The 21537-nt window shown below is 57.8% G+C and carries 24 protein-coding genes; 22 read left to right on the forward strand and 2 right to left on the reverse strand.

What is annotated here, in order from left to right:
• The 14 genes from bamA to AC3VI7_RS04580 all read left to right on the forward strand — a co-directional run.
• Positions 1-1280, forward strand: a 1280-nt coding sequence (bamA, locus tag AC3VI7_RS04515) for an outer membrane protein assembly factor BamA (protein WP_489671406.1), incomplete at its 5' end; no start/stop codon positions are given.
• Positions 1280-1798 (forward strand): OmpH/Skp family outer membrane protein, encoded by a 519-nt coding sequence (locus AC3VI7_RS04520; RefSeq protein ID WP_489668287.1) that lies wholly within the window; start codon positions 1280-1282, stop codon positions 1796-1798. The genes bamA and AC3VI7_RS04520, both read left to right, overlap by 1 nt.
• On the forward strand, positions 1798-2874 hold the full coding sequence (lpxD, locus tag AC3VI7_RS04525; RefSeq protein ID WP_489668288.1) for a UDP-3-O-(3-hydroxymyristoyl)glucosamine N-acyltransferase: 1077 nt from the start codon (positions 1798-1800) through the stop codon (positions 2872-2874). Before AC3VI7_RS04520 ends, lpxD begins: the two co-directional genes overlap by 1 nt.
• On the forward strand, positions 2871-3317 hold the full coding sequence (gene fabZ, locus AC3VI7_RS04530) for a 3-hydroxyacyl-ACP dehydratase FabZ (protein ID WP_489668289.1): 447 nt from the start codon (positions 2871-2873) through the stop codon (positions 3315-3317). The genes lpxD and fabZ overlap by 4 nt, the downstream gene beginning before the upstream one ends.
• A 20-nt stretch (positions 3318-3337) precedes the next feature.
• Positions 3338-4156: an acyl-ACP--UDP-N-acetylglucosamine O-acyltransferase gene (gene lpxA / locus AC3VI7_RS04535; RefSeq protein WP_489668290.1), complete on the forward strand. Its 819-nt coding sequence runs from the start codon at positions 3338-3340 to the stop codon at positions 4154-4156.
• A 27-nt stretch (positions 4157-4183) separates the two neighbouring features.
• Positions 4184-5329: a lipid-A-disaccharide synthase gene (gene lpxB / locus AC3VI7_RS04540; protein ID WP_489668312.1), complete on the forward strand. Its 1146-nt coding sequence runs from the start codon at positions 4184-4186 to the stop codon at positions 5327-5329.
• Positions 5301-5972, forward strand: a complete 672-nt coding sequence (rnhB, locus tag AC3VI7_RS04545; protein WP_473964877.1) for a ribonuclease HII — start codon at positions 5301-5303, stop codon at positions 5970-5972. Before lpxB ends, rnhB begins: the two co-directional genes overlap by 29 nt.
• Positions 5969-6760, forward strand: a complete 792-nt coding sequence (locus AC3VI7_RS04550) for a TrmH family RNA methyltransferase (RefSeq protein ID WP_489668291.1) — start codon at positions 5969-5971, stop codon at positions 6758-6760. The genes rnhB and AC3VI7_RS04550 overlap by 4 nt, the downstream gene beginning before the upstream one ends.
• 197 nt (positions 6761-6957) lie before the next feature.
• On the forward strand, positions 6958-7716 hold the full coding sequence (locus AC3VI7_RS04555; protein ID WP_489668292.1) for an N-acetylmuramidase domain-containing protein: 759 nt from the start codon (positions 6958-6960) through the stop codon (positions 7714-7716).
• A 34-nt stretch (positions 7717-7750) separates the two neighbouring features.
• On the forward strand, positions 7751-8209 hold the full coding sequence (locus AC3VI7_RS04560; protein WP_489668293.1) for a D-Ala-D-Ala carboxypeptidase family metallohydrolase: 459 nt from the start codon (positions 7751-7753) through the stop codon (positions 8207-8209).
• Between the two features lie 34 nt (positions 8210-8243).
• Positions 8244-9074, forward strand: a complete 831-nt coding sequence (locus tag AC3VI7_RS04565) for a hypothetical protein (protein WP_489668294.1) — start codon at positions 8244-8246, stop codon at positions 9072-9074.
• A gap of 37 nt (positions 9075-9111) precedes the next feature.
• A complete protein-coding gene (locus AC3VI7_RS04570; RefSeq protein WP_489668295.1) occupies positions 9112-9429 on the forward strand; it encodes a hypothetical protein in 318 nt (105 codons plus the stop codon).
• A gap of 15 nt (positions 9430-9444) precedes the next feature.
• The gene (locus AC3VI7_RS04575) at positions 9445-10638 is read left to right on the forward strand and encodes a patatin-like phospholipase family protein (protein ID WP_489668296.1); all 1194 of its coding nucleotides are present in this window, start codon (positions 9445-9447) and stop codon (positions 10636-10638) included.
• Positions 10639-10645: 7 nt separating this feature from the next.
• Positions 10646-11191 carry a hypothetical protein gene (locus AC3VI7_RS04580; protein ID WP_489671407.1) on the forward strand — a complete coding sequence of 182 codons (546 nt, stop codon included), beginning with the start codon at positions 10646-10648 and terminating at the stop codon, positions 11189-11191.
• A 151-nt stretch (positions 11192-11342) separates the two neighbouring features.
• On the opposite strand, the gene ppsR is transcribed toward AC3VI7_RS04580, so the two are convergent.
• A complete protein-coding gene (gene ppsR, locus AC3VI7_RS04585; RefSeq protein WP_489668298.1) occupies positions 11343-12164 on the reverse strand; it encodes a posphoenolpyruvate synthetase regulatory kinase/phosphorylase PpsR in 822 nt (273 codons plus the stop codon).
• 152 nt (positions 12165-12316) lie between these two features.
• Between ppsR and ppsA the strand changes: the two genes are divergently transcribed.
• The 3 genes from ppsA to AC3VI7_RS04600 are packed head-to-tail and all read left to right on the forward strand — an operon-like array spanning position 12317 to position 17160.
• Positions 12317-14731 carry a phosphoenolpyruvate synthase gene (ppsA, locus tag AC3VI7_RS04590; protein ID WP_489668299.1) on the forward strand — a complete coding sequence of 805 codons (2415 nt, stop codon included), beginning with the start codon at positions 12317-12319 and terminating at the stop codon, positions 14729-14731.
• A gap of 10 nt (positions 14732-14741) precedes the next feature.
• On the forward strand, positions 14742-15050 hold the full coding sequence (locus AC3VI7_RS04595; RefSeq protein WP_489668300.1) for a DUF4212 domain-containing protein: 309 nt from the start codon (positions 14742-14744) through the stop codon (positions 15048-15050).
• Positions 15043-17160, forward strand: coding sequence for a VC_2705 family sodium/solute symporter (locus AC3VI7_RS04600; RefSeq protein ID WP_489668301.1), 2118 nt, complete (start codon positions 15043-15045; stop codon positions 17158-17160). The genes AC3VI7_RS04595 and AC3VI7_RS04600 overlap by 8 nt, the downstream gene beginning before the upstream one ends.
• Before the next feature lie 6 nt (positions 17161-17166).
• Here the strand turns inward: AC3VI7_RS04600 and AC3VI7_RS04605 are convergent, their stop codons facing one another.
• On the reverse strand, positions 17167-17595 hold the full coding sequence (locus AC3VI7_RS04605) for a DUF2306 domain-containing protein (RefSeq protein WP_489668302.1): 429 nt from the start codon (positions 17593-17595) through the stop codon (positions 17167-17169).
• Between the two features lie 131 nt (positions 17596-17726).
• Here AC3VI7_RS04605 and rpsF point away from each other — a divergent pair, with 131 nt between their 5' ends.
• The 5 genes from rpsF (at position 17727) to dnaB (ending at position 21507) form a co-directional block, all read left to right on the forward strand.
• A complete protein-coding gene (gene rpsF, locus AC3VI7_RS04610; RefSeq protein WP_489668303.1) occupies positions 17727-18089 on the forward strand; it encodes a 30S ribosomal protein S6 in 363 nt (120 codons plus the stop codon).
• Between the two features lie 60 nt (positions 18090-18149).
• On the forward strand, positions 18150-18467 hold the full coding sequence (gene priB, locus AC3VI7_RS04615) for a primosomal replication protein N (protein ID WP_489668304.1): 318 nt from the start codon (positions 18150-18152) through the stop codon (positions 18465-18467).
• 12 nt (positions 18468-18479) lie between these two features.
• A complete protein-coding gene (gene rpsR / locus AC3VI7_RS04620) occupies positions 18480-18773 on the forward strand; it encodes a 30S ribosomal protein S18 (protein WP_489668305.1) in 294 nt (97 codons plus the stop codon).
• Positions 18774-18784: 11 nt separating this feature from the next.
• Entirely contained in the window at positions 18785-19237 is a 453-nt protein-coding gene (gene rplI, locus AC3VI7_RS04625) for a 50S ribosomal protein L9 (protein WP_489668306.1), read from the forward strand.
• A 113-nt stretch (positions 19238-19350) separates the two neighbouring features.
• Positions 19351-21507 (forward strand): replicative DNA helicase, encoded by a 2157-nt coding sequence (gene dnaB, locus AC3VI7_RS04630; RefSeq protein WP_489671195.1) that lies wholly within the window; start codon positions 19351-19353, stop codon positions 21505-21507.
• Positions 21508-21537 lie beyond the last annotated feature (30 nt).

Below are 21537 nucleotides of genomic sequence, written 5' to 3' on the forward strand. Positions count from 1 at the left end.
CAGGTCAGGTGTCGATCACGCTTCACGCTGATCCGGGCCGTCGGGCTTATGTGCGGCGCATCCATATCTCTGGCAACACCCGTACCCGTGATGAAGTGATTCGGCGCGAGGTGCGCCAATTCGAATCAGCTTGGTATGACGGCCGGCGCATCAGGCTCTCGCGGGATCGCATCGACCGTTTGGGGTATTTCAGCCAAGTCGAGGTTGAACAGCAAGAAGTCCCCGGCAGCCCGGATGAAGTCGATCTCACGTTCACCGTCAAAGAAAAGCCCAACGGCAGCATGATGGTGGGCGCGACCTATTCGACGGCCACGCAGCTGGGGTTCACGGCCTCGATACGACAAGACAATATCTTCGGCTCGGGCAATTACTTTGGTATCGACTTCAACACCAGTGCGGCCATCCGCACGTTGAATTTCTCCTCGGTCGATCCCTACTTCACCGATGAGGGCGTGTCTCGCTCCTTCGATGTCTACTACCGCACCAACAAGCCGATCAACAGCCAAGGCGAGTATTACCAGTTGATCACCCGGGGCGGTTCGGTGCGTTTTGGTGTGCCGGTGACAGAGCTGGACAAGGTGTTTCTCGGTGGTGGCGTGGAGCGCACCGACATTTTGGCGTCCTCGGCTTTGCCCGAGTATTACTTCCGCTACCGCGCGGACTACGGTGCTTCAAGTACCACTGTGCCGCTGACCCTGGGTTGGCAGCGTGATGGGCGGGACAACTCGATGGCCCCGAACTCGGGGGCCTATCAGCGGGTCAATCTCGAACTGGGGGTGTTGGGGGATGCGCGCTACTTCCGCTCGAATGCCCAATTGCAAAAGTATTGGCCGCTGTCCAAGCGTGTCACGCTCGGGGCCAACGCCGAAGTCGGCTACGGCGTCGGTTTGATGGGCCGACCCTTCCCGGTCTTCAAGAATTTTTATGCCGGGGGTTTGGGCACGGTGCGCTCCTTCGATCAAAACTCTCTCGGGCCGGTGGATGTGACGGGGGCCTATATCGGCGGCAGCCGCCGAGTCAACCTGAACACCGAGCTTTATGTGCCGTTCCCGGGCGCAGGCAACGACCGCTCGTTGCGTATCTTTGCCTATGCCGATGCCGGTAATGTCTGGAACGACACCGAGATCATCGACGCGACTTCCTTGCGGGCGTCGATGGGTGTGGGCTTGTCTTGGATGTCTCCGGTCGGGCCGCTGAAGTTCAGCTACGGCAAACCTGTGCGCTATTTCCCGCAGGATAAAATCCAGAACTTCCAATTCCAGATCGGGACCGCATTTTGATGAAGTCCACTCTCACGAGCCTGTGTGCGGCTCTTGCCTTGGCGGGCACTTTGCCCTCGGCCTCGGCCCAAGAACTCAAGTTGGGTTACGTCAACAGCGAGCGGGTTTTGCGCGAAGCGGCCCCCGCCAAGGCAGCTCAAGCCAAGCTTGAAACCGAGTTTGGCAAGCGGGATCGTGAGCTGCGTGAAGCCGAGCAGCGTCGCAAGGGCGCGGAAGAAAAGCTCGATAAGGACGCACCGACGCTGTCGGAAGCCGAACGCACCAAGCGCCAGCGCGATTTGCTTGAGCAAGACCGCGACTTGCAGCGCAAGCGGCGCGAGTTTCAAGAAGACCTGAATCAGCGGCGCAACGAAGAGTTGTCGGCGGTGGTTGAGCGTGCCAATCGGGTGATTCGCCAGATCTATGAGCAAGACAAGTACGACCTGATCGTCCAAGAGGCGGTCTTCGCTTCGGCCAAGGTGGACATCACCGAGAAGGTGATCAAGGCGCTCAACGCGGCTTCTGTGACGGCCAAGTGATGGCGGGGGTGTTTTCAACCACGCTGGCCGAGTTGCACCAAGCCTTGGGCGGTGAGCTGATCGGTGATGGCCGCTTGGTGATTGCGCGCATCGCTGGCCTTGCGGCGGCCGATGCTTGCGCCATCAGCTTCGTCTCGCATCCGCGCTACGTCGCACAACTGCGCACCACAGCCGCCGCCTGCCTGATCGTCAGCCCGGCGCTGCGCGATGAGGCCGTGGCCCGGGGTGCTGCGCTGATCACGCCGGACCCATACCTGTACTTTGCTCGGCTCACCCAGTGGTGGGCGGCGCGCACGCGCCCGCAGCCGCCGGCTGGTGTGCATCCCAGCGCGGTGGTCGCGCCCGAGGCGCAGTTGGGTGCGGGCGTGGTGATTGGCCCGCAAGCGGTGGTGGAAGTCGGCGCGGTGTTGGCCGAAGGCGTACAGATCGGCGCGCACGCTTTTATTGGTGCCGGTGTGGTCATCGGTGCCCAAACGCGGCTGGCACCGCGCGTCACCTTGATGCCGGGCACGGTGTTGGGTGCGCGCTGCTTGTTGCACAGCGGTGTGGTGATTGGGGCCGACGGTTTTGGCTTTGCGCCCACCCAAGGCCGCTGGGAAAAAATCGAGCAGCTTGGCGGTGTGCGCATCGGTGACGACGTGGAAATCGGTGCCAACACCTGCATCGACCGGGGGGCGCTGGAAGACACCGTGATCGGGGTCGGCGTCAAGCTCGATAACTTGATCCAGATCGGACACAACGTGCAGATCGGCGACCACAGCGCGATGGCCGGTTGTGCCGGCGTGGCCGGCAGTGCGCGCATTGGCAAGGGATGCACCGTGGGCGGTGGGGCGGTGGTCTTGGGCCACCTAGAGTTGGCTGACGGTGTGCATATTTCGGCCTCCAGCACCGTGATGCGCTCCATCAAGCAGCCTGGCCAATACAGCGGGGTCTTCCCCATCGACGACAACAGCGCGTGGGAAAAAAACGCCGCCACCCTGCGCCACTTGCATACCTTGCGCGAGCGTTTGCGCGCCCTGGAAAAAAACTTCGAACAGAACCTCGATAAGAACTTCGACAAAAAGAGCGACCTATGACGACCATGAACATCCACCAGATCCTGAAGAAGCTGCCGCATCGTTACCCGATCCTGCTGGTGGACCGCGTGTTGGAGATCGAGCTGAACAAGAGCATCCGCGCGATCAAGAACGTCACGATCAACGAGCCGTTCTTCATGGGCCACTTTCCGCACCGTCCGGTGATGCCGGGTGTGTTGATCCTCGAAGCGCTGGCGCAGGCCTCGGCGCTGCTGAGCTTTGCCTCGATGGGCGAAGACCCGGGTGACGACACGGTGGTGTATTTCGCCGGCATCGACGGCGCGCGCTTCAAGCGTCCGGTCGAGCCGGGTGATCAGCTGGTGCTCGAATCGACCATCCTGCGGGCCAAGGCCGGCATCTTCAAGTATTCAGCGCGTGCGCTGGTCAACGGTGAGCTCGCCACCGAGGCCGAGCTGATGTGCACCATGCGCAAGATTGCCTAAAGCAAAGAGGAGAGTCGGTCATGGCGCAGATCCATCCCACCGCCCTTGTGGACCCTGCCGCTGAGCTGCACGCCTCGGTCACGGTGGGCCCGTACAGCATCGTCGGGCCGCAGGTCAAGATCGGGGCGGGGACAGCCATTGGGCCGCACTGCGTCATCGAAGGCCGCACCACCATCGGCACAGACAACCGCATCTTTCAGTTCAGCTCCATCGGCGCGTTGCCGCAGGACATGAGCCACGGCAGCGAGATCACCGAGCTGGTGATCGGCGACCGCAACACGATCCGCGAGTTCTGCACCTTCAACACCGGCACCTTCAAAGAAGAAGGCGTCACCCGCGTCGGCTCAGACAACTGGATCATGGCTTACGTCCATCTGGCGCACGACGTGCGCCTGGGCAGCCACTGCGTCTTGGCCAACAACGTCACGCTGGCGGGCCATGTGCATGTGGGCGACTGGGCGACCATCGGTGGGCTCTCAGGCGTGCATCAGTTTGTCCACATCGGTGCGCACGCCATGATCGGCTTCCAAGGCCATGTGGCCCAAGACGTTGCGCCCTACATGACGGTGGACGGCAACCCCTTGAGCGTGCGGGCGGTCAATCTCACCGGCTTGCGCCGGCGCGGCTTCAGCAACGAGCGGCTCCACCCGATCCGCGAGATGCACAAGCTGTTGTTCCGCTCCGGCATGCCGCTGGAGCAAGCGGTGGAAGCGATCAGCGCGCTGCGCGGGCAGGGCAGTGAGGCTGGGCAGGAAGCTGAGATCGACGCCCAAATCGACGCCGATATCACCTTGATGCTCGACTTCATCGCCCAAGCCAAGCGTGGCTTGGTGCGCTGAGTCCTTGCTGCTGCTCACACCATGACCATGACGCAAGATGCGCCACGTTTGGCCATGGTGGCGGGCGAAACCTCGGGCGACTTGCTCGCCGGGCTTCTTCTGGGCGGCTTGCGCCAGCGCTGGGCGGGCCTGGAAGCGGTCGGCATCGGCGGGCCGAAGATGGCGGCCCAAGGTTTCCAGGCTTGGTGGCCGCACGACAAGCTGGCCGTCCATGGCTACGCCGAAGCACTGCGCCATTACCGCGAGATCGCGGGCATCCGCCGACAGCTGGCTGAGCGTTTGTTGGTCCACAAACCTGATCTGTTCATCGGTGTTGATGCGCCCGATTTCAACCTCGGTCTGGAAGAGCGCCTCAAGGCCGCTGGCATCCCGGCGATCCATTTCGTCGGCCCTTCGCTTTGGGCGTGGCGCGCCGGTCGCATTGACAAGATGCGCCGCTCGACCGATCACGTGCTGTGCCTGTTCCCGTTCGAGCCCGAGATTTACGCCAAGGCCGGCATCCCCGCGACCTACGTCGGCCATCCGCTGGCGGATGCGATTCCGCTTGAAACACCGCGCGTCGCGGCCCGGGCGCGGCTGGGCTACACCCCGTCCGAGCGGGTGATCGCGCTGCTGCCCGGCAGTCGCCGGGGCGAGATGCGGCACATGGCACCGCGCCTGTTGGCGGCGGCGGCCTTGTTGGTCAAGCAGCGCCCGGGCTTGCGCTTTGTGTTGCCGGTGGTGCCGGGCTTGCGTTTGATGTTCGACGCGCTGCTGGCTGAGCACGCGCCCGGGGTGAGCATCGACGTGCTCGACGGCCGCTCACACGAGGCGCTGGCCGCTTGCGACCTGACCTTGATCGCCAGCGGTACCGCCACGCTCGAAGCGGCCTTGTTCAAGCGGCCGATGGTGATCGCCTATCACATGCATTTTTTAAGCTGGCAGCTCATGAAGCGCATGCGTTTGCAGCCGTGGGTGGGGTTGCCCAACATCTTGCTGCGCGACTTTGTGGTGCCTGAACTGATCCAAGACGCCGCCACGCCCGAAGCGCTGGCCCGTGAGGCGCTGCGCTGGCTGGATGATCCGGCGGCCTGCGCGCGCGTTTCGGCCCGTTTCGACGACCTTCACCGTCTGTTGCGCCAAGATACGGCGCGCCGAGCCACCGATGCGATCGCGCAAATCCTCCAGCGCTGAAGCGCCATCTCAACTCACGTTCAGCTTTGACACCATGGGTTTGGTGGCGGGCGTGGACGAAGCGGGGCGCGGTCCGCTGGCCGGCCCGGTGGTGGCCGCCGCAGTGATCCTTGACGAGCTGCAACCCATCCTTGGTTTGGCCGACTCCAAAGTGCTGACCGAGCGGCGGCGCGAGCTGCTTTTTGACGAGATCCGTGCCAAGGCCTTGGCCTTTTGCATCGCCGAAGCCAGCGCGGCTGAGATTGATCAGCTCAACATCCTCCAAGCCACCTTGCTGGCCATGAAGCGCGCCGTCGAAGGCTTGCGCCTCAAGCCCGCCAAGGTGCTGGTCGATGGCAACCGTTTGCCGCTGCTGAAAATGCCCGCCGAAGCCATCGTCAAGGGTGACGCCAAGGTGCAAGCCATTTCAGCGGCGTCGATCCTTGCCAAGGTGACGCGTGACCGGCTTTGCCTAGAGATGGACGCGCGCTGGCCGCAGTACGGTTTCGCCATCCACAAGGGTTACCCCACGCCCGCTCACCAAGAGGCCTTGCGGCTGCACGGCCCTTGTCCGCAGCACCGCCAATCCTTTGCCCCGGTGCGCCGCGCCACGCTGGCCCTTGCCCTGTCTTCTTCGTCCGTCACGCTGACCTCTTCGTCATGACCCTGCTTGCCCCCCGTTTGATCGACTCCGCCGCCAACGCTTGGGTCAAGGAACTGCGCCGCTTGGTGCAAGACCCCACCGGCTATCGGCGTCAGGGGCGCATCTGGCTGGAGGGCGATCACTTGGTGCGCGCTTTTCTGGCCCGGGGTGGGCTGCCACGCACCGCTGTTTTCAGCCGCAGCGCTTGGGATGACCCGAACCTGCGCGCTTTGGCCCTGCATGTGCCCGACGTCGTGGTCTTGAGCGACGTGTTGATGGCCCAATGCAGCACCCTTGAATCGCCGCCGCCGCTGGGTTTTTTGATCGATGTGCCCGGCCTGCCAACGACATTCCAAACCGTCGCCACGGTGGTGCTCGATCGCCTGCAAGACGCCGGTAACGTTGGCACTATTTTGCGCAGCGCCGCCGCCTTGGGCGTGCGCCAGGTGTTGGCCCTCAAAGGCACCGCCGCACTTTGGTCGCCCAAAGTCTTGCGCGCCGGCATGGGGGCGCACTTTGCCCTGAGCCTGCACGAAGGCCTGAGCGCCGACGACCTCGCCGCCTTGCCCGTGCCCCTCTTGGCCACCAGCTCGCACGCCACCAGCGACCCCCTCCACCGCCTGCGCCTGCCCCAACCCTGCGCCTGGGTCTTCGGCCACGAAGGCCAAGGCGTCAGCCCCGCCCTCATGGCCCGCTGCGCCCACACCGTCACCATCCCCCAACCCGGCGGCGAAGAATCCCTCAATGTCGCCGCCGCCGCCGCCATCTGTTTCTACGAATCTGCCCGGCAAACCTTAAGTTTCGACTAAGGGTTTTCTCTGGGGCGACAACTCCGCCACTCAGGCGTAGTCTGTGACAAAAGTCACGAACAAAGATTCCATTCACACCCGTACATGGCAAGCCGTTTTGGGTTTGTGCTGGGTTATTTTGTCTTTCTATTTCTGTGCGTGGCTTTGGGGTTTGATCGCTGATAATTATTTGTCAGTTGATATGACGGGAGCGAATCATGAACTTCCAAGGACGAGGCCGACCTCTGACTGACGAGGATATGGATGCTGCGTGCCAGTTACTTAAGGCCACTGATCCAGATGTTTGGGCTGTACTTGCAGTGGAAACACGTGGGTTTGGATTTTTACAAGATAAACGGCCACAAATACTCTTCGAACGACATGTTTTTCATCGATTGACGGATGGAAAATATGATGGTGTCGATTCAAATATCAGTAATAAAATTCCAGGCGGCTATACAAGTGGTTATGGAGAATATGATCGACTCAATAAAGCTATCAAATTAGATGAAGAAAAAGCACTTCAAAGTGCATCTTGGGGCATCGGTCAAGTGATGGGTTTTAATTTCAAGTCGGCGGGCTTCTCCAGCGTGAGTGGAATGGTCTTATCCATGCTTGATGATGAAAAATCTCAGCTTATGGCCGTGGCTAATTTTATTGCTGCAATGGGTCTCGCACCTGCATTGCAGCGTCAAAATTGGGTCACATTCGCCAGAAAATACAATGGCCCAAGTTTCAGAGATAATGAATATGACACGCGACTTGCCGCTGCGTATGCCAAGTTTAATGTCAAATTGCCAGATCTTCATCTTCGGGCGGCTCAAGCTGCATTGTTTTATATTGGTATTGATCCTGGCCCCATTGATGGATTCAGAGGCCGCAGAACCACATCTGCCTTGTTGGAATTCCAAGCTAACTCAGGCTTAAATCAATCAGGATTTTTGGATCAAGATACGTCATCTGCGCTTGGTTTGTAGTCGATATCTGAGAATACAACTCAGTGAGGATTTCATGTCAACTGTGCTAACCACTCATTTTTCCCTTGATGAATTAACAGCGAGTCAAGAGGCTGCTCGCAGAAATATTTATAACGTTCCCAGTAGCACAATTATTACAAACTTGACTCATTTGGCTGAGCAGCTTGAGATTGTGAGATCAGCGTTGGGTGGTTTTCCTATTGTTATAAGCAGCGGATACCGATCCGATGCCTTGAACAAAGCTGTTGGCGGTGCTCGGGATAGTGCTCATCGCACTGGATTAGCTGCTGATTTCACGGTGCCCCGTTTTGGTACGGTGCTTGAAACGGCCAAGATGGTCGCTGCTTGTGATATTGAATATGATCAAATCATCTACGAATTTGGTCGATGGGTTCATCTGGCTGTTGCATTGCCTAATAAAAAAGGGCGCAAAGAGCTACTTTCAATTAAATATGCTAGATATTATGTGAAAGGTCTTGTTGATTTAGATTGATCTTTGCGGGTGTAATAATTTTTTGGAGCGAATCATGAGTAACTCAAAAAAACTTGTAGGTTGTGTCGGGTGCATTTTCTTGGCTGTGATTTCTGTAACGAAGGCCAATGCTACTGACGCTGATGGAAGAGTGATATCTGATGGTGATACGGTCGTTTTAAAATCTGCGCTCGATGGTTTCCATCCAGTCATTGGTACCGCTGGAAAATCTGTTGATACTTCTAACGCGCCGAGTTTTCTGGCTCCTGCAAGGACTAAATTAAAAATTATTAAAAATAGTGATGGTGATGTGTATGTTTCTGTGCTGGATATTCCTTGCAATGGAATGGGTGGGCCTAGTAAGTTAGCATTGGCTGGTGAATTTGTAAGTCGTATAACTTTTAATAATGATGATTGTAAGTTGTCCGTTGACTCCTTAGTTGTAGAGAGTCAAGGATATGCTGTAAAGGCTGCTCATCTCGAAAAAATTGGATATTCAAAGTACGGTTTTGTCTATGGCGGCTTGATTGTTCCGTACAAATATTTCCCTAGTGATGGTAGCTTAGAGGCTAGTTCTACGCTTGGCCCGTTTTTGGGCTACAGAATGGGTCAAACTGGGTGGGGTGTCAGTTTTATTGTGTCTGCGGGAATTACAAGCATAAAAACAACGGTCAAAGATGCCGCTGGTGCAGAACCAAGAGAAGTAAACATAACGGCTTTTTCGCAGGCTGCTGGCTTGATGTTTGATGTGACGAAATCTGATACGCCTTTCAAAGTCGGCATTTTGAGTGGCAAAGATCGCGTTGGCACCAATGCCCCTGTTGTCTATAAACATGATGGTGATCAGTGGCTTGCAATACAAATTGGCTGGGACTTTGCACAGTAATAAGTGCGTTTTTTGATCAGAATAGGAGAGTTATATCATGGACTGGTCTACGAATTTTTCTGGTTTTTGGGTTGTTGTGGGCTATTTTGTGATGTATTCAATTAGATCAGGTAATAAAACACAGGATGTGTTTAAAAGCATTTCTGGTATATCGGGTTTGATCGGTGGTGGTTTTTTGATGGGTGGAGATGGTCGTTTTATTGGTAATGTTATTTATGGGTGCGCTGCATATATTAGTTTTGCCTTTATTATCGCTCTTGTTGCTGTGTTTTTGTCTAGTGACAAATGGAGGCGTTTCTTAGGTTTTTTGAGCAAAGTGCTCCTTGGTGAAGACCTGCCAACTGAAAACAAGTGAGAATTGAGGCTGTGTATGTCGTACACAAAAATTCTTTCACTTGATGGCGGCGGTGCTTGGTCTATTATTCAAGCGTATGCTCTGAAGGAGTTGTTTCCTGATTTGGGCGGTCGTGATATTTTGAAAAGATTTGATCTTGTTGCTGCTAATTCTGGTGGTAGCTTAGTTGCTGGCTGCTTGGCTGTTGATATGGCACCGCAACAAATCATTAATATGTTTAAAAACTCAGACGTCAGGGAGAGTATTTTTTATGAAAATTTTATTCGAATTTTGACAAAATATGATACGGAGAAAAAATTAATTGGTATTCGAGGCCTGTTAAATAATTTTGCCAAAAATGGGTTTATTAATGGGGACTCAAAAATAAATAAAATGGACGGGTTGCCGGATTTTATTATTGTGGCATTTGATTATGATCGACAAAGATCAGTATTCTTTCGATCAAATGTTGATAGCTTATCTTCGGGTGATTTTGGAAATGGTGTTCCGACTCTTGCTGAAGCATTACATGCTTCGTCAACGGCACCTGTTAAATTTTTTGATAAACCAGCCCAATTAGATACAGACGCTTTTAAAGGTCGAAAATTCTGGGATGGGGCTGCTGCTGGATACAATAATCCAATATTGGTTTCAGTGGTTGAGGCTATTTCTAATAATGTCGATGTAAATAGTATAAAAATACTTAGCTTGGGTACTGGTTCTGTATTTTTGCCTATTCATTCAGAAGATGATGCCGTTGAAGAGCCATTAGGTGTTGAGCCTGAATTAAAGTCTGATGGATATTTTGATTATGTTCGTACTATGGCCTGCACTATTCTTGATGATCCTCCGGATGCTGCAACTTACGCGGCGTACCGTATTTTGCATGGAGCAGCTCTTTGTGGGGCTGATGAGTTGAGGTTGATTCGTATGAATCCTCTGATCCAACCTATATATAAGAATGATGCATGGTTTCCAATGAATGTTAAGTCAAAGAGTGGTTTAGATGATTTAGAGATTTTTAATAAACTACGTTATATGGAGTTGGATGCGGTCAAACAAGATGAGGTTGATCTCATTGAGGATTTTTGTTTGGCATGGATTTGTGGTGATGTATTAAATCAGCCGATACAAAGCAGAAACCAACTAAATAAGTTTGAATGCAAAATTGGGCATCGCTCTTTTAAAGATTCTTTGGATAGGGCGCGAATTCTATTCTGTGATACATAAGATATATATGATTGATGCTGAATGGGTAAAAGCATTTTTAAGCATGTTTACCACTGCTTTGGGCGTGCTTCTTGGCTTGCTGGGTAATAATTACGTCAATTGGCGACGAGAGGATAAAGCATATAGATCAATGTTAAAGGCGATAGCGGTTGAAGGAAAAAGTAATCAAATAATTTTGAAGAAAAGTTTTCTTAAATACTATCGTGATGGCGTAGTTTTGAGGCAGTTCAGTACTGTAACGGTTGTGCGGTGTATAGGTGATTCTATTTTTTCGAAGTGCGCCAGCAATGACGAATTAGAAGTGATTTATGAATATGTTCGCAACATATATCTGGCTAATGCATATCGAGAAAAAATAGAAAGTATTCAATTTGGGCATATAGATGCTAGATCTGATCAGTGGATCAATAACATTGTTGTAATGTGGGAGGAAAACTTGAATCAATGCGAGCTGAGCATAGATAAAATAGTACGTATTCACCCCCCCCCCCCCGGTATTGACAAGCGAGTCAAGAAGGGAATGCGAGACTGTACAGGCGTGGCGAAGGGGTAAAAACTCAAGACATGCCAGCAGCCCCTCAACCCCCAGACCGACCGACTGAGCCGGGAGGCGAAGCGATCAAGCCGCCGTCCTCAGACGGCCCCGGCCAAGGCGGTAATCGTCTCGATGGTGACTCAGTGCATCGCCCGCAGTTTCCCCAACTTCAATACTCCAACCGATCCGGTCGAATCTCGTTGAGGATGGTGGTGGCGATTTCTTCGATGGATTTGTGGGTGGATGAGAGCCAGGCGATGCCTTCGCGTTTCATCAGGCGTTCGGCTTCGTTGATTTCCATGCGGCAGTTGGCTAGGGCGGCGTATTTGCTGCCGGGGCGGCGTTCGTTGCGGATTTGGCTGAGGCGGTCGGGGTCGATGGTCAGGCCGAAGCATTTGCGTTTGTAGGGCGCAAGCATCGAGGGCAGGTTGCCGCGTTCGAAGTCGTCGGGGATGAGCGGGTAGTTGGCGGCCTTGATGCCGTGCTGCATCGCCAAGTAAAGCGACGTCGGTGTTTTGCCGCTGCGCGAAACGCCCACCAAGATCACGTCGGCCACGCTCAGGTTGCGTGAGGATTGGCCGTCGTCATGGGCCAGCGAGAAATTGATCGCCTCGATGCGGTCGTGATACTGCTGGCTGCGCGTGACGTCGGAAAAACGGCCCACGCGGTGGTTCGACTTGAGACCGAACTCGGCTTCGAGCGGCTCGATAAAGCGCTGAAACATATCCATCACCAAGGCGTTGGCCTGGTTGCTCAGGATCTGGCGCACGGTTTCGTTGATCAACGTGAGGAAAACGATGGGCCGGCGGCCTTCATCGTGGGCCATGGCGTTGATCTCGCGCACCACCTGCTCAGCCTTCTCGATGGTGTCGATGAAGGGGCGGCGCACGTGGCGATGTTCGATGGCGAATTGCGCCAGGATCGAGTTGCCAAAAGTCTCTGCGGTGATGCCAGTGCCATCGGAGACAAAGAAGACGGTGTGATTGGGCATGGGACTGCTGCCGGGTTGCGGCCTAAGGGGCTGTTGGGGGCGATCAACGAGCGGGAACTATGACAGGAAACGGCAGGGTTGCACCCGTAGAATGTTCTGCATCAGGTGCCTCGCTGCGCCGCACAGGTTTTCTTTTCTTCATGGAGTTTGTGATGTCCCAGGTTGATTTGGCGACCGCCTTGGTGGCCCCGTTCGAGCAGTTGCGCATGAGTGACGTCGAGACGGTCGGCGGCAAGAACGCCTCGCTCGGCGAGATGATTTCGCAACTGGCCGCCTCCGGCGTGCGTGTTCCCGGCGGTTTTGCCACCACGGCCCACGCGTTTCGGCGCTTTCTGACTGAAAGCGGTTTGACGGATCGCATCAATGCCCGTTTGGCCGCACTTGATATCGAAGACGTGCGCGCGCTGGCTGAGGCCGGTGCGGAGATCCGGGGTTGGGTCGAGCACGCTGTGTTCCCCGCTGATTTCGAAGCGGCTGTTCGTGGCGAATTTGCCCGCCTCACTGCCGGCCATCCGGGGGCGTCGTTTGCGGTGCGCTCGTCAGCCACGGCCGAAGACTTGCCCGACGCCTCGTTCGCCGGTCAGCAGGAAACCTTCCTGAATGTGGTCGGCATCGACGACATCCTGCACAAGATCCGCGAAGTGTTTGCCTCGCTCTACAACGACCGCGCCATCAGCTACCGCGTCCACAAGGGCTTTGCCCACGCTGACGTGGCTTTGTCGGCCGGCATTCAGCGCATGGTGCGTTCGGACTTGGGCGCAGCCGGTGTGATGTTCACCATCGACACCGAAAGCGGTTTCCAAGACGTGGTCTTCATCACCTCCAGCTACGGGCTGGGCGAAACGGTGGTGCAGGGCGCTGTGAACCCTGACGAGTTCTACGTCCACAAGCACGCTTTGCGTGCGGGCAAGCAAGCGGTGATCCGCCGCAGCTTGGGCTCGAAGCTGATCCGCATGGAATTCGCTTCGCCCGAAGAGAAAGCGGCTTCCGGCAAGCTGGTCAAGATCACCGACACCCCGACCGAGCTGCGCAACCGCTACTCGCTGAGCGACGAAGACGTGACCGAGCTGGCGCGCTATGCCTTGATCATCGAGCAGCACTACGGCCGCGCGATGGACATCGAGTGGGGCAAGGACGGCGGCGACGGCTTGCTCTACATCTTGCAAGCCCGGCCTGAAACGGTGAAGAGCCAAGCCGCTGGCAAGGTCGAGCACCGCTACAAGCTCAAGGGCGGCGTGGACCGCACGGTGCTGGCTGAAGGCCGCGCCATCGGGCAAAAGATCGGCACCGGCCCGGTGCGCTTGGTCGATTCGATCACCGAGATGGACCGCGTGCAGCCCGGCGACGTGCTGGTCACCGACATGACCGACCCGAACTGGGAGCCGGTGATGAAGCGCGCCAGCGCCATCGTCACCAACCGGGGTGGCCGCACTTGCCACGCCGCCATCATTGCGCGTGAACTGGGCATCCCGGCCGTGGTGGGTTGCGGGGACGCGACCGAAACGCTCAAGGACGGTCAGCTCGTCACCGTGGTTTGCTCGGAAGGCGACACCGGCCGCATCTATGACGGCTTGCTGGACATGGACATCAGCGAAGTCAGCCGCGTGGAGATGCCCGTGAGCCCCGTCAAGGTGATGATGAACGTTGGCAACCCGCAGCTGGCCTTCGATTTCTGCCAAATGCCCAACTCGGGCGTGGGCTTGGCGCGCCTCGAATTCATCATCAACAACAACATCGGCGTACACCCGCGCGTCATCCTCGACTATCCGAATGTCGATCCCGACCTGAAAAAGGCGGTCGAATCGGTGGCTCGGGGTCACGCCAGCCCGCGTGCGTTCTACGTCGATAAGCTCGCCGAAGGCATCGCCACCATCGCGGCGGCCTTCTGGCCCAAGCCGGTGATCGTGCGCTTGTCTGACTTCAAGTCAAACGAGTACCGCAAGCTCATCGGTGGTAGCCGCTACGAGCCCGAAGAAGAAAATCCCATGCTGGGTTTCCGGGGCGCGGCGCGTTACCTGAGCGAAGACTTCGCCGAAGCTTTTGCCATGGAGTGCAAGGCCTTGAAGCGCGTGCGCAACGACATGGGTCTGACCAATGTCGAAGTGATGGTGCCGTTTGTGCGCACTTTGAAGCAAGGCGAGCGCGTGGTGGGCATGCTGGCCGAGCAGGGCTTGAAGCGCGCGGCTGACGGCGGCACCGACGGTCTGCGCGTCATCATGATGTGCGAGATCCCGAGCAATGCCATCTTGGCCGACGACTACCTGAAGTTCTTCGACGGCATGTCGATTGGCTCGAACGATCTGACCCAGCTCACTTTGGGGCTGGACCGGGACTCGGGCCTAGAGCTGCTGGCCGCTGACTTTGACGAGCGTGATCCTGCTGTCAAGGCGCTGATCTCGAAGGCCATTGCCGCTTGCCGTGCGCAGGGCAAGTACATCGGCATCTGCGGCCAAGGCCCCAGCGACCATCCCGACTTTGCCCAATGGCTCATGAAGGAAGGCATCGAGTCGATCTCGCTGAACCCCGACACGGTGGTCGATACGTGGCAGTTGCTGGCTCGGACTTAAGAAGTCGCCCATGACCGTCACCGCCACCTCTTCGGGGCGCTACTGGATCCGTGTTCGACGGGTCACGTGGAGTCTGCTGGGGTTGTGGCTGGCGGTCACGGTGGCCTTGCCGTGGTTCGCCCGGGATCTCAACGTCTGGGTGGTCGGCGGTTTCCCGCTCGGGTACTGGATGTCTGCGCACGGCGCGATCCTCTTTTTCCTGCTGGTCTTGCTGATTGATGTGATCGTGATGGAGCGCATGGATCGCCTTGAACGCGCTGAGCGGTCTGAGCGGGCTGAGCGGCAGCGACTTACTCTTCCCGCCGACTCGCATGCGTAGCCCCCCGGTGCGCGTGGGTGTGCTGCACCGGCGCTACGCCTTGTTCACGCTCGGGGTCGCGCTTTTCGTGGTGGCCTTGGCGGTTTTGGAGCGCATGGGCTGGTCGCGCAACAGCATCGGCGCGCTTTTCATGACAGCCACCGTGGTGGTTTACGCGGCCATCGGCTTGGCGTGCCGCACCATCGACGAAGCCGAGTACTACGTGGCGGGCCGCTCGGTGCCGGCGTTCTACAACGGCATGGCCACAGCCGCCGACTGGATGTCGGCGGCCTCCTTCATCGGCACGGCCGGGGTGATCTACCTCCAAGGCTTCGACGGCCTCGCCTACATCTTGGGTTGGACGGGCGGTTTTTGCCTCGTGGCGCTGCTGCTCGCGCCCTATTTACGGCGCTTGCGCATCTACACCATTCCTGATTTTTTGGGCCAGCGCTATGGCGGTGAAGGGCCACGCCTGATCGGCGCTTGTTCGGCGATCTTGGTGTCTTTTGTTTACTTGGTGGTCCAGATCTACAGCATTGGCCTGATCACCTCGCATCTCACCGGCTTTAACTTCGAAATGGGGGTCTTCGTGGGCCTCGGCGCGGTGCTGGTTTGCTCCTTCCTTGGGGGCATGCGGGCCGTGACGTGGACGCAGGTGGCGCAGTACATCATCTTGATCGTGGCCTACCTGACGCCGGTGGTGTGGTTGTCGATCCAACAAAACGACAGCGTTTGGCCGCTGATCAGCTACAGCAAGCAGCTGAGCGCCGTGACAGCGCGGGAGCATGTCTTGCGCCAAGATCCGGCCGAGCTTTCAGCGCGTCAGCACTATCAGCAGCGCGCCGATGAGGCGGAGCGCAAATTGCAGGATGTCCCCCGGGCGATGCAGGAAGACGCGCACCGTTGGGCCGCACAGGCCCAGACCTTGCGCCAAGAGGACGCCCCCCAAGTGCAGGTCCAGCGCGCCGAGCGCCTGTATGCCAATCGGCCGCGCACCGAAGCGCAAGCTCGCGGACGCTACGAGCACGAACGCGATAGCGCCCGGGCCCATGCTCAGCCCCTGGCCGGCATGCCGCCCCAAGCACAGCCTTATGCCGGACACGCGACGACACAGGATGCCGAGGCCGATCAACACGCTTACGAAGTCAAACGGCGCAACTTTGTGGCCCTGATGCTGTGCCTGATGCTGGGCACGGCGGCCATGCCGCACGTCCTGACCCGCTACCTGACCACGCCCACGGTCTCAGAAGCACGGCGCTCGGTGGCCTGGTCGCTGTTTTTCATCGCCTTGCTCTATTTGGCCACCCCAGTGTTGGCGGTGATGATCAAGGCCGAAGTGCTCACCCATCTGGTGGGCACGCCTTTTGAGGACTTGCCAAGCTGGATCCGGCGCTGGGCGCGCATCGACCCGAGCTTGATTTCGGTCGAGGACATCAACGGCGACGGCATCTTGCAACTGGCCGAGTTGCATCTGGGTGGCGATCTGATCGTGCTAGCGGCCCCGGAAATCGGCGGCTTGCCGCTGGTGGTGACCTATCTGGTGGCGGCTGGGGGTTTGGCGGCGGCGCTCTCGACGGCTGACGGTCTGCTGCTCAATATCTCGAACGTGCTTTCGCACGACATCTATCACCGCTTGATTCACCCGCATGCGCCGCCGTTGCGGCGGGTGATGCTTTCCAAATTTTTGGTGCTGGTGGTGGCGCTTTTTGCGGCGTTCATTGCCTCGCTGCACTTTGCCGACATCTTGCAATTTGTCGCAGCGGCCTTCTCGATTGCGGCCTCGGCATTTTTCCCGGCGCTGGTGTTGGGCATCTTTTGGGCCCGGGCCACCCGTCGAGGCGCTTCCGTGGCGATGGGTGCCGGGTTGTTGACCTGTCTTTATTACATGGCCACCACCCACGAGGCGCTGCGCACCTTATTGGGCATCACGCGGCCGGTGGCTGACTGCCGCTGGTGGGATGTGGAGCCCATGGCGGCAGCGATCTTCGGCGTGCCCGTGGGCGGCTTGGTGCTGGTGCTGGTGAGCTGGTTCGATCACCCACCGGGGCGGCATGAGCTGGCGGTGCTGGCGCGGCTGCGTCAACCCAGTGAGGGAGCCCGGGCACAAGACGGCCCCACCGGCCCGTTGTGAACGGGATCACATCCAGCCCAAAGTGTGGTGCCATAGCAGATCGCCCAAGTAACGCCCTGGCAGCAGCGTGAACGCGCCTGCTCCGAGGCAGCCACCGAGGTAGACGCTCCACATGGTTTTGCGGTGCTCCGTGATTCGCCGTTGTCGGATGTGCCACAACCCACTGCTGACGCCCACCAAGGTCAGCACAGTCAGTAGGTGAATGGGGGTGTAGCCCGCGATGTTGGGCAGATGGTGGTCGCGGATGAAGATGCTCGACAGCGCTGCGCCCAGCATCAACACGATCCAGACGTAGCCGGTCCTGCGGTGTAGGGTGGACCCTTTGCGTGTACGCAGGGCCAAAGGCCCGAGCAGCAAGGCCCCTGCGGCCAAGATCAGATGGATCAGGATCTCGGCGGGAAGATCAAGGGGACTGATGGCGGCTGGGTTGTGCATGATGTGGTGAAAGGTGTCAATTTGGCACCAAGCTATAATCGCCGGTTTTCCATTGCCGCACCTGTCTGTGTGATGCGACAGGGTGGCTTCTCGGTCGGAATGTTCCTGCCGGGAAACCGTAAGGAGTGTTTATGCGTCATTACGAAATCATTCTTCTGGTTCATCCGGATCAGAGCGAACAAGTTCCGGCCATGCTGGAGCGCTACAAGAGCTTGATCACGACGGCGGGCGGTCAAGTCCATCGCGTGGAAGATTGGGGCCGCCTGCAATTGGCTTACCTGATCAACAAGCTGGCCAAGGCGCACTACTTGCTGGTCAACATCGAATGCACCAAGGAAACCTTGGCTGAACTCGAAACCGGCTTCCGTTTCAATGACGCCGTGTTGCGCCATCTGACGGTCAAGAAGGACAAGGCTGAGTCCGGTCCTTCCGTCATGATGCGTCGCGTCGAGAAGGAAGACGCTCGCAAAGCGCCCCAAGAAGCCACGGCTTGATGATGGATCGGTGAGATGTGTGATGCGCATCCCTGACCATGGCGTGTTGTCCCGCAGCCTGTGAATCAGGTTGTGTTGACGGCCCAACTGGTCGAGCGCGCTTGCCAGCGCTACACCCCGGCAGGCTTGCCTGCTTTGGATGTCAAGCTGGCTCATAGCGAGCCGACCGAGCACAACGGTGCTTTGCGGACGGTCTCTTTCGAGATCCATGCAACCGCCCTTGGTGACACCGTAACAGCCCTCAACCGGCTGAATATTGGTGCAACGGCTCGGTTCAGTGGCTTTTTGGCCAAGCAGCGCCATGGTCGCGGTGTGATGTTGCATCTGCGTCAAATCGACCCCATCGACAACGTTCCAGTTCTCTCAGATTCGAATTAACGAGGTTCCCACATGGCACCCCCACGTTCCCGGTTTTCCAAAGATCGCAAGAACAAGCGCACACCGCGCAATCAGCAATCGCTGCTGTTCAAGCGCAAGCGTTTCTGCCGCTTCACCGTCGCCGGTGTTGAACAGATCGACTACAAAGACATCGACACCTTGCGCGACTTCGTCGGCGAAAACGGCAAGATCACCCCGGCGCGCCTCACTGGCACCCGTGCGATCTTCCAACGTCAGCTGACCAACGCGATCAAGCGTGCTCGCTTCCTGGCCATGCTGCCGTATTCCGACCAGCACAAGGTCTGAGGAGAAACACGATGCAAGTGATCCTGCTCGAAAAAGTCGCCAATCTCGGCAACCTCGGCGATGTCGTCAAGGTCAAGGACGGCTACGCTCGCAATTTCCTGATCCCCACCCGCGCCGCTCGTCGTGCCACGGCTGCTGCGATCAAGGAATTCGAAGTCAAGCGTGCTGAAATCGAAAAAATCCAAGCTGACCGCGTCGCCTCTGCCCAAGCTTTGGGCGAGAAGATCGCTGGCCTGCGCGTGGTGATCACGCAAAAGGCGGGTGTGGATGGCCGTTTGTTCGGTTCCGTCACCACTGCTGACGTCGCAGCTGCGCTCAAGGTCCAAGGCTTTGACGTCGCCAAGACCCAAGTGCGTCTGGCCAATGCTCACCTGAAGACCGTGGGTGAATCCACTGCTTCCGTGGTGTTGCACACCGATGTCGTGGTGGAAATTACTCTGGCAGTGGTCGGCGAAACCGCCTGATCGCTCCAGAGATGGATCGATCAACGATCTCGATCCAGTGAAGGGCCGACGCAAGTCGGCCTTTTTTCTTTTGTTGGTCGCTTGTTTGGCTTTGTTGTGGGGTGGTTTGGCTCATGGACTCTGATCTTCCGGATCTACCAGCGGCGTACTCGGCCTTGGGCCGTCAAAAAGACGCTGATGTTGCCCGGCTGCGGGTGCCGCCCCAATCCATTGAAGCCGAGCAAAGCGTGCTCGGTGGCTTGTTGATCGACAACAGCGCTTGGGACCGAGCGGGTGATTTGCTCAGCGACAACGATTTCTATCGTTATGAGCACAAGCTGATTTACGCCGCCATCGGTGCGTTGGTCGGTGCCAGCAAGCCCGCCGATGTCATCACGGTGCATGAGCAGCTGCAAAACCTTGGCAAGGCCGACGCTGTGGGTGGTTTGGCCTATTTGAACGCGCTGGCCCAGAGCGTGCCCAGCGCCGCCAACCTGCGCCGCTACGCCGAGATCGTGCGGGACCGATCCATCTTGCGCAAACTCGTGGAAGCCAGCGACGAGATCGCCACCAACGCCTTCAACCCCCAAGGCCGCACGGTCTCCACCATCCTCGACGAGGCCGAAGGCAAGATTTTTCGCATCGGCGAAGAAGGCTCGCGCAACAAACAGGGTTTTCAGTCGATGGACACCTTGGTGGTTCAGCTGATCGACCGCGTCCAAGAACTGGCCGAAAACGGTGCCGGCGAAGTCACAGGTGTGCCTTGCGGCTTCTTCGACCTCGACCGCATGACGGCCGGACTCCAACCCGGCGACCTGATCATCCTGGCCGCTCGGCCGTCGATGGGGAAAGCACAGCCTTTGGATGCCCGTGTTCGGACTTTGACCGGATGGAAGGCCATGGGCGAGTTAGCGGTGGGCGATGCTCTGGCCTCGGTGGATGGCCGCTCGTCCATCGTGGCGGGTGTTTATCCACAAGGTGAGCGTCAGGTTTATCGCATCACTTTCTCTGATGGGCGCAGCACGGAATGTTGCGCCGAGCATCTGTGGCGCATCCATTCACGGCACTGGAAAACCGCCCGCGTTGTCTCGACGACTGCACTGATGCAGCTTTTGCAGTGCCAGCGCCATCAAGGGCGTCTTTGGATTGATCGTGCCAGCGGTGATTTTGGTCACCATGAGCCGTTGCCGGTGGATGGGCACGCCATGGGCTCGCAGCTTTGGGCTGATCGATTGAAGCCGCAGGCAAGTCTTCCAAGGCAGTATTTGGAGGCCCACAAAGGGGTTCGGCTTGATCTGCTTCAGGGACTGCTCGGTGGATGCACTTCGTTGGCCACCACCAGCCGCCAACTTGCCCACGATGCGGCGGAGTTGGTGCGTTCGCTTGGGGGCTGGTGTTCGATCACAAGTGCGGGGTCACAGTACATCTGCCACATGGCCTACCCAGCATCAGTGGGTCGTCAAAAACGTCTGACGATCACGTCGATTGAGCCGACCCGCCGCACAGCGTGCCAGTGCATCGCGGTGAGTCATCCGGATCGGCTTTACATCACCGATCAAGATGTGGTGACGCACAACACGGCCTTTGCGTTGAACATCGGTGAGCACGTGGCGGTCAAGGAGCAGTTGCCGGTGGTGGTGTTCTCGATGGAAATGGGGGCGTCGCAGTTGGCGCTGCGGGTGGTTGGCTCGTTGGGTCGGATTGACCAGCAGCACTTGCGCACCGGGGCTTTGCGTGACGATGAGTGGGGGCGCTTGTCGGAGGCGGTGGATCAGCTGCGCAACGCCAGCATCTTTATTGACGAGACCCCCGCTTTGAATCCGGCTGAACTGCGGGCTCGGGCGCGGCGGCAGGCGCGCCAGTGCGGCAAGTTGGGCCTGATCATCGTGGATTACTTGCAGTTGATGAGCGGCACCAACAGCAGCAACGGTGAAAACCGTGCAACCGAAATCAGTGAAATCTCGCGTGGCCTGAAGGCCTTGGCCAAAGAGTTGCAATGCCCGGTGATGGCGCTGTCGCAGTTGAATCGCTCGGTCGAAACCCGCACCGACAAGCGGCCAATGATGAGTGACTTGCGCGAATCGGGCGCGATTGAGCAGGATGCAGACGTCATCATGTTCATCTACCGTGATGACTACTACAACAAGGAGTCGAAGGAGCCGGGGGTGGCGGAGATCATCATCGGCAAGCAGCGTAACGGCCCGGTCGGGACCGTGAAACTGGCGTTCATGAAGCCCCTGACCAAGTTTGAAAACTTGGCCCCGGGCAGCTATGGCGACCCGGGGTTTTAAGCGCTGCGTGTGACGTGACGTCAGCAGCGA

It is taken from the genome of Leptothrix toolikensis (SeqCode) (assembly GCF_057922285.1).

Coding starts and splice junctions, on each gene's coding strand:
- ppsA (WP_489668299.1), top strand. CDS start 12,317: ATGTCCCAGGTTGATTTGGCGACCGCCTTGGTGGCCCCGTTCGAGCAG.
- AC3VI7_RS04580 (WP_489671407.1), top strand. CDS start 10,646: ATGATTGATGCTGAATGGGTAAAAGCATTTTTAAGCATGTTTACCACT.
- AC3VI7_RS04565 (WP_489668294.1), top strand. CDS start 8,244: ATGAGTAACTCAAAAAAACTTGTAGGTTGTGTCGGGTGCATTTTCTTG.
- AC3VI7_RS04555 (WP_489668292.1), top strand. CDS start 6,958: ATGAACTTCCAAGGACGAGGCCGACCTCTGACTGACGAGGATATGGAT.
- lpxB (WP_489668312.1), top strand. CDS start 4,184: ATGACGCAAGATGCGCCACGTTTGGCCATGGTGGCGGGCGAAACCTCG.
- AC3VI7_RS04575 (WP_489668296.1), top strand. CDS start 9,445: ATGTCGTACACAAAAATTCTTTCACTTGATGGCGGCGGTGCTTGGTCT.
- AC3VI7_RS04560 (WP_489668293.1), top strand. CDS start 7,751: ATGTCAACTGTGCTAACCACTCATTTTTCCCTTGATGAATTAACAGCG.
- rplI (WP_489668306.1), top strand. CDS start 18,785: ATGCAAGTGATCCTGCTCGAAAAAGTCGCCAATCTCGGCAACCTCGGC.
- AC3VI7_RS04595 (WP_489668300.1), top strand. CDS start 14,742: ATGACCGTCACCGCCACCTCTTCGGGGCGCTACTGGATCCGTGTTCGA.
- AC3VI7_RS04600 (WP_489668301.1), top strand. CDS start 15,043: ATGCGTAGCCCCCCGGTGCGCGTGGGTGTGCTGCACCGGCGCTACGCC.
- rpsF (WP_489668303.1), top strand. CDS start 17,727: ATGCGTCATTACGAAATCATTCTTCTGGTTCATCCGGATCAGAGCGAA.
- fabZ (WP_489668289.1), top strand. CDS start 2,871: ATGACGACCATGAACATCCACCAGATCCTGAAGAAGCTGCCGCATCGT.
- rpsR (WP_489668305.1), top strand. CDS start 18,480: ATGGCACCCCCACGTTCCCGGTTTTCCAAAGATCGCAAGAACAAGCGC.
- dnaB (WP_489671195.1), top strand. CDS start 19,351: ATGGACTCTGATCTTCCGGATCTACCAGCGGCGTACTCGGCCTTGGGC.
- lpxA (WP_489668290.1), top strand. CDS start 3,338: ATGGCGCAGATCCATCCCACCGCCCTTGTGGACCCTGCCGCTGAGCTG.
- lpxD (WP_489668288.1), top strand. CDS start 1,798: ATGGCGGGGGTGTTTTCAACCACGCTGGCCGAGTTGCACCAAGCCTTG.
- AC3VI7_RS04570 (WP_489668295.1), top strand. CDS start 9,112: ATGGACTGGTCTACGAATTTTTCTGGTTTTTGGGTTGTTGTGGGCTAT.
- AC3VI7_RS04605 (WP_489668302.1), bottom strand. CDS start 17,595: ATGCACAACCCAGCCGCCATCAGTCCCCTTGATCTTCCCGCCGAGATC.
- AC3VI7_RS04550 (WP_489668291.1), top strand. CDS start 5,969: ATGACCCTGCTTGCCCCCCGTTTGATCGACTCCGCCGCCAACGCTTGG.
- rnhB (WP_473964877.1), top strand. CDS start 5,301: ATGCGATCGCGCAAATCCTCCAGCGCTGAAGCGCCATCTCAACTCACG.
- ppsR (WP_489668298.1), bottom strand. CDS start 12,164: ATGCCCAATCACACCGTCTTCTTTGTCTCCGATGGCACTGGCATCACC.
- AC3VI7_RS04520 (WP_489668287.1), top strand. CDS start 1,280: ATGAAGTCCACTCTCACGAGCCTGTGTGCGGCTCTTGCCTTGGCGGGC.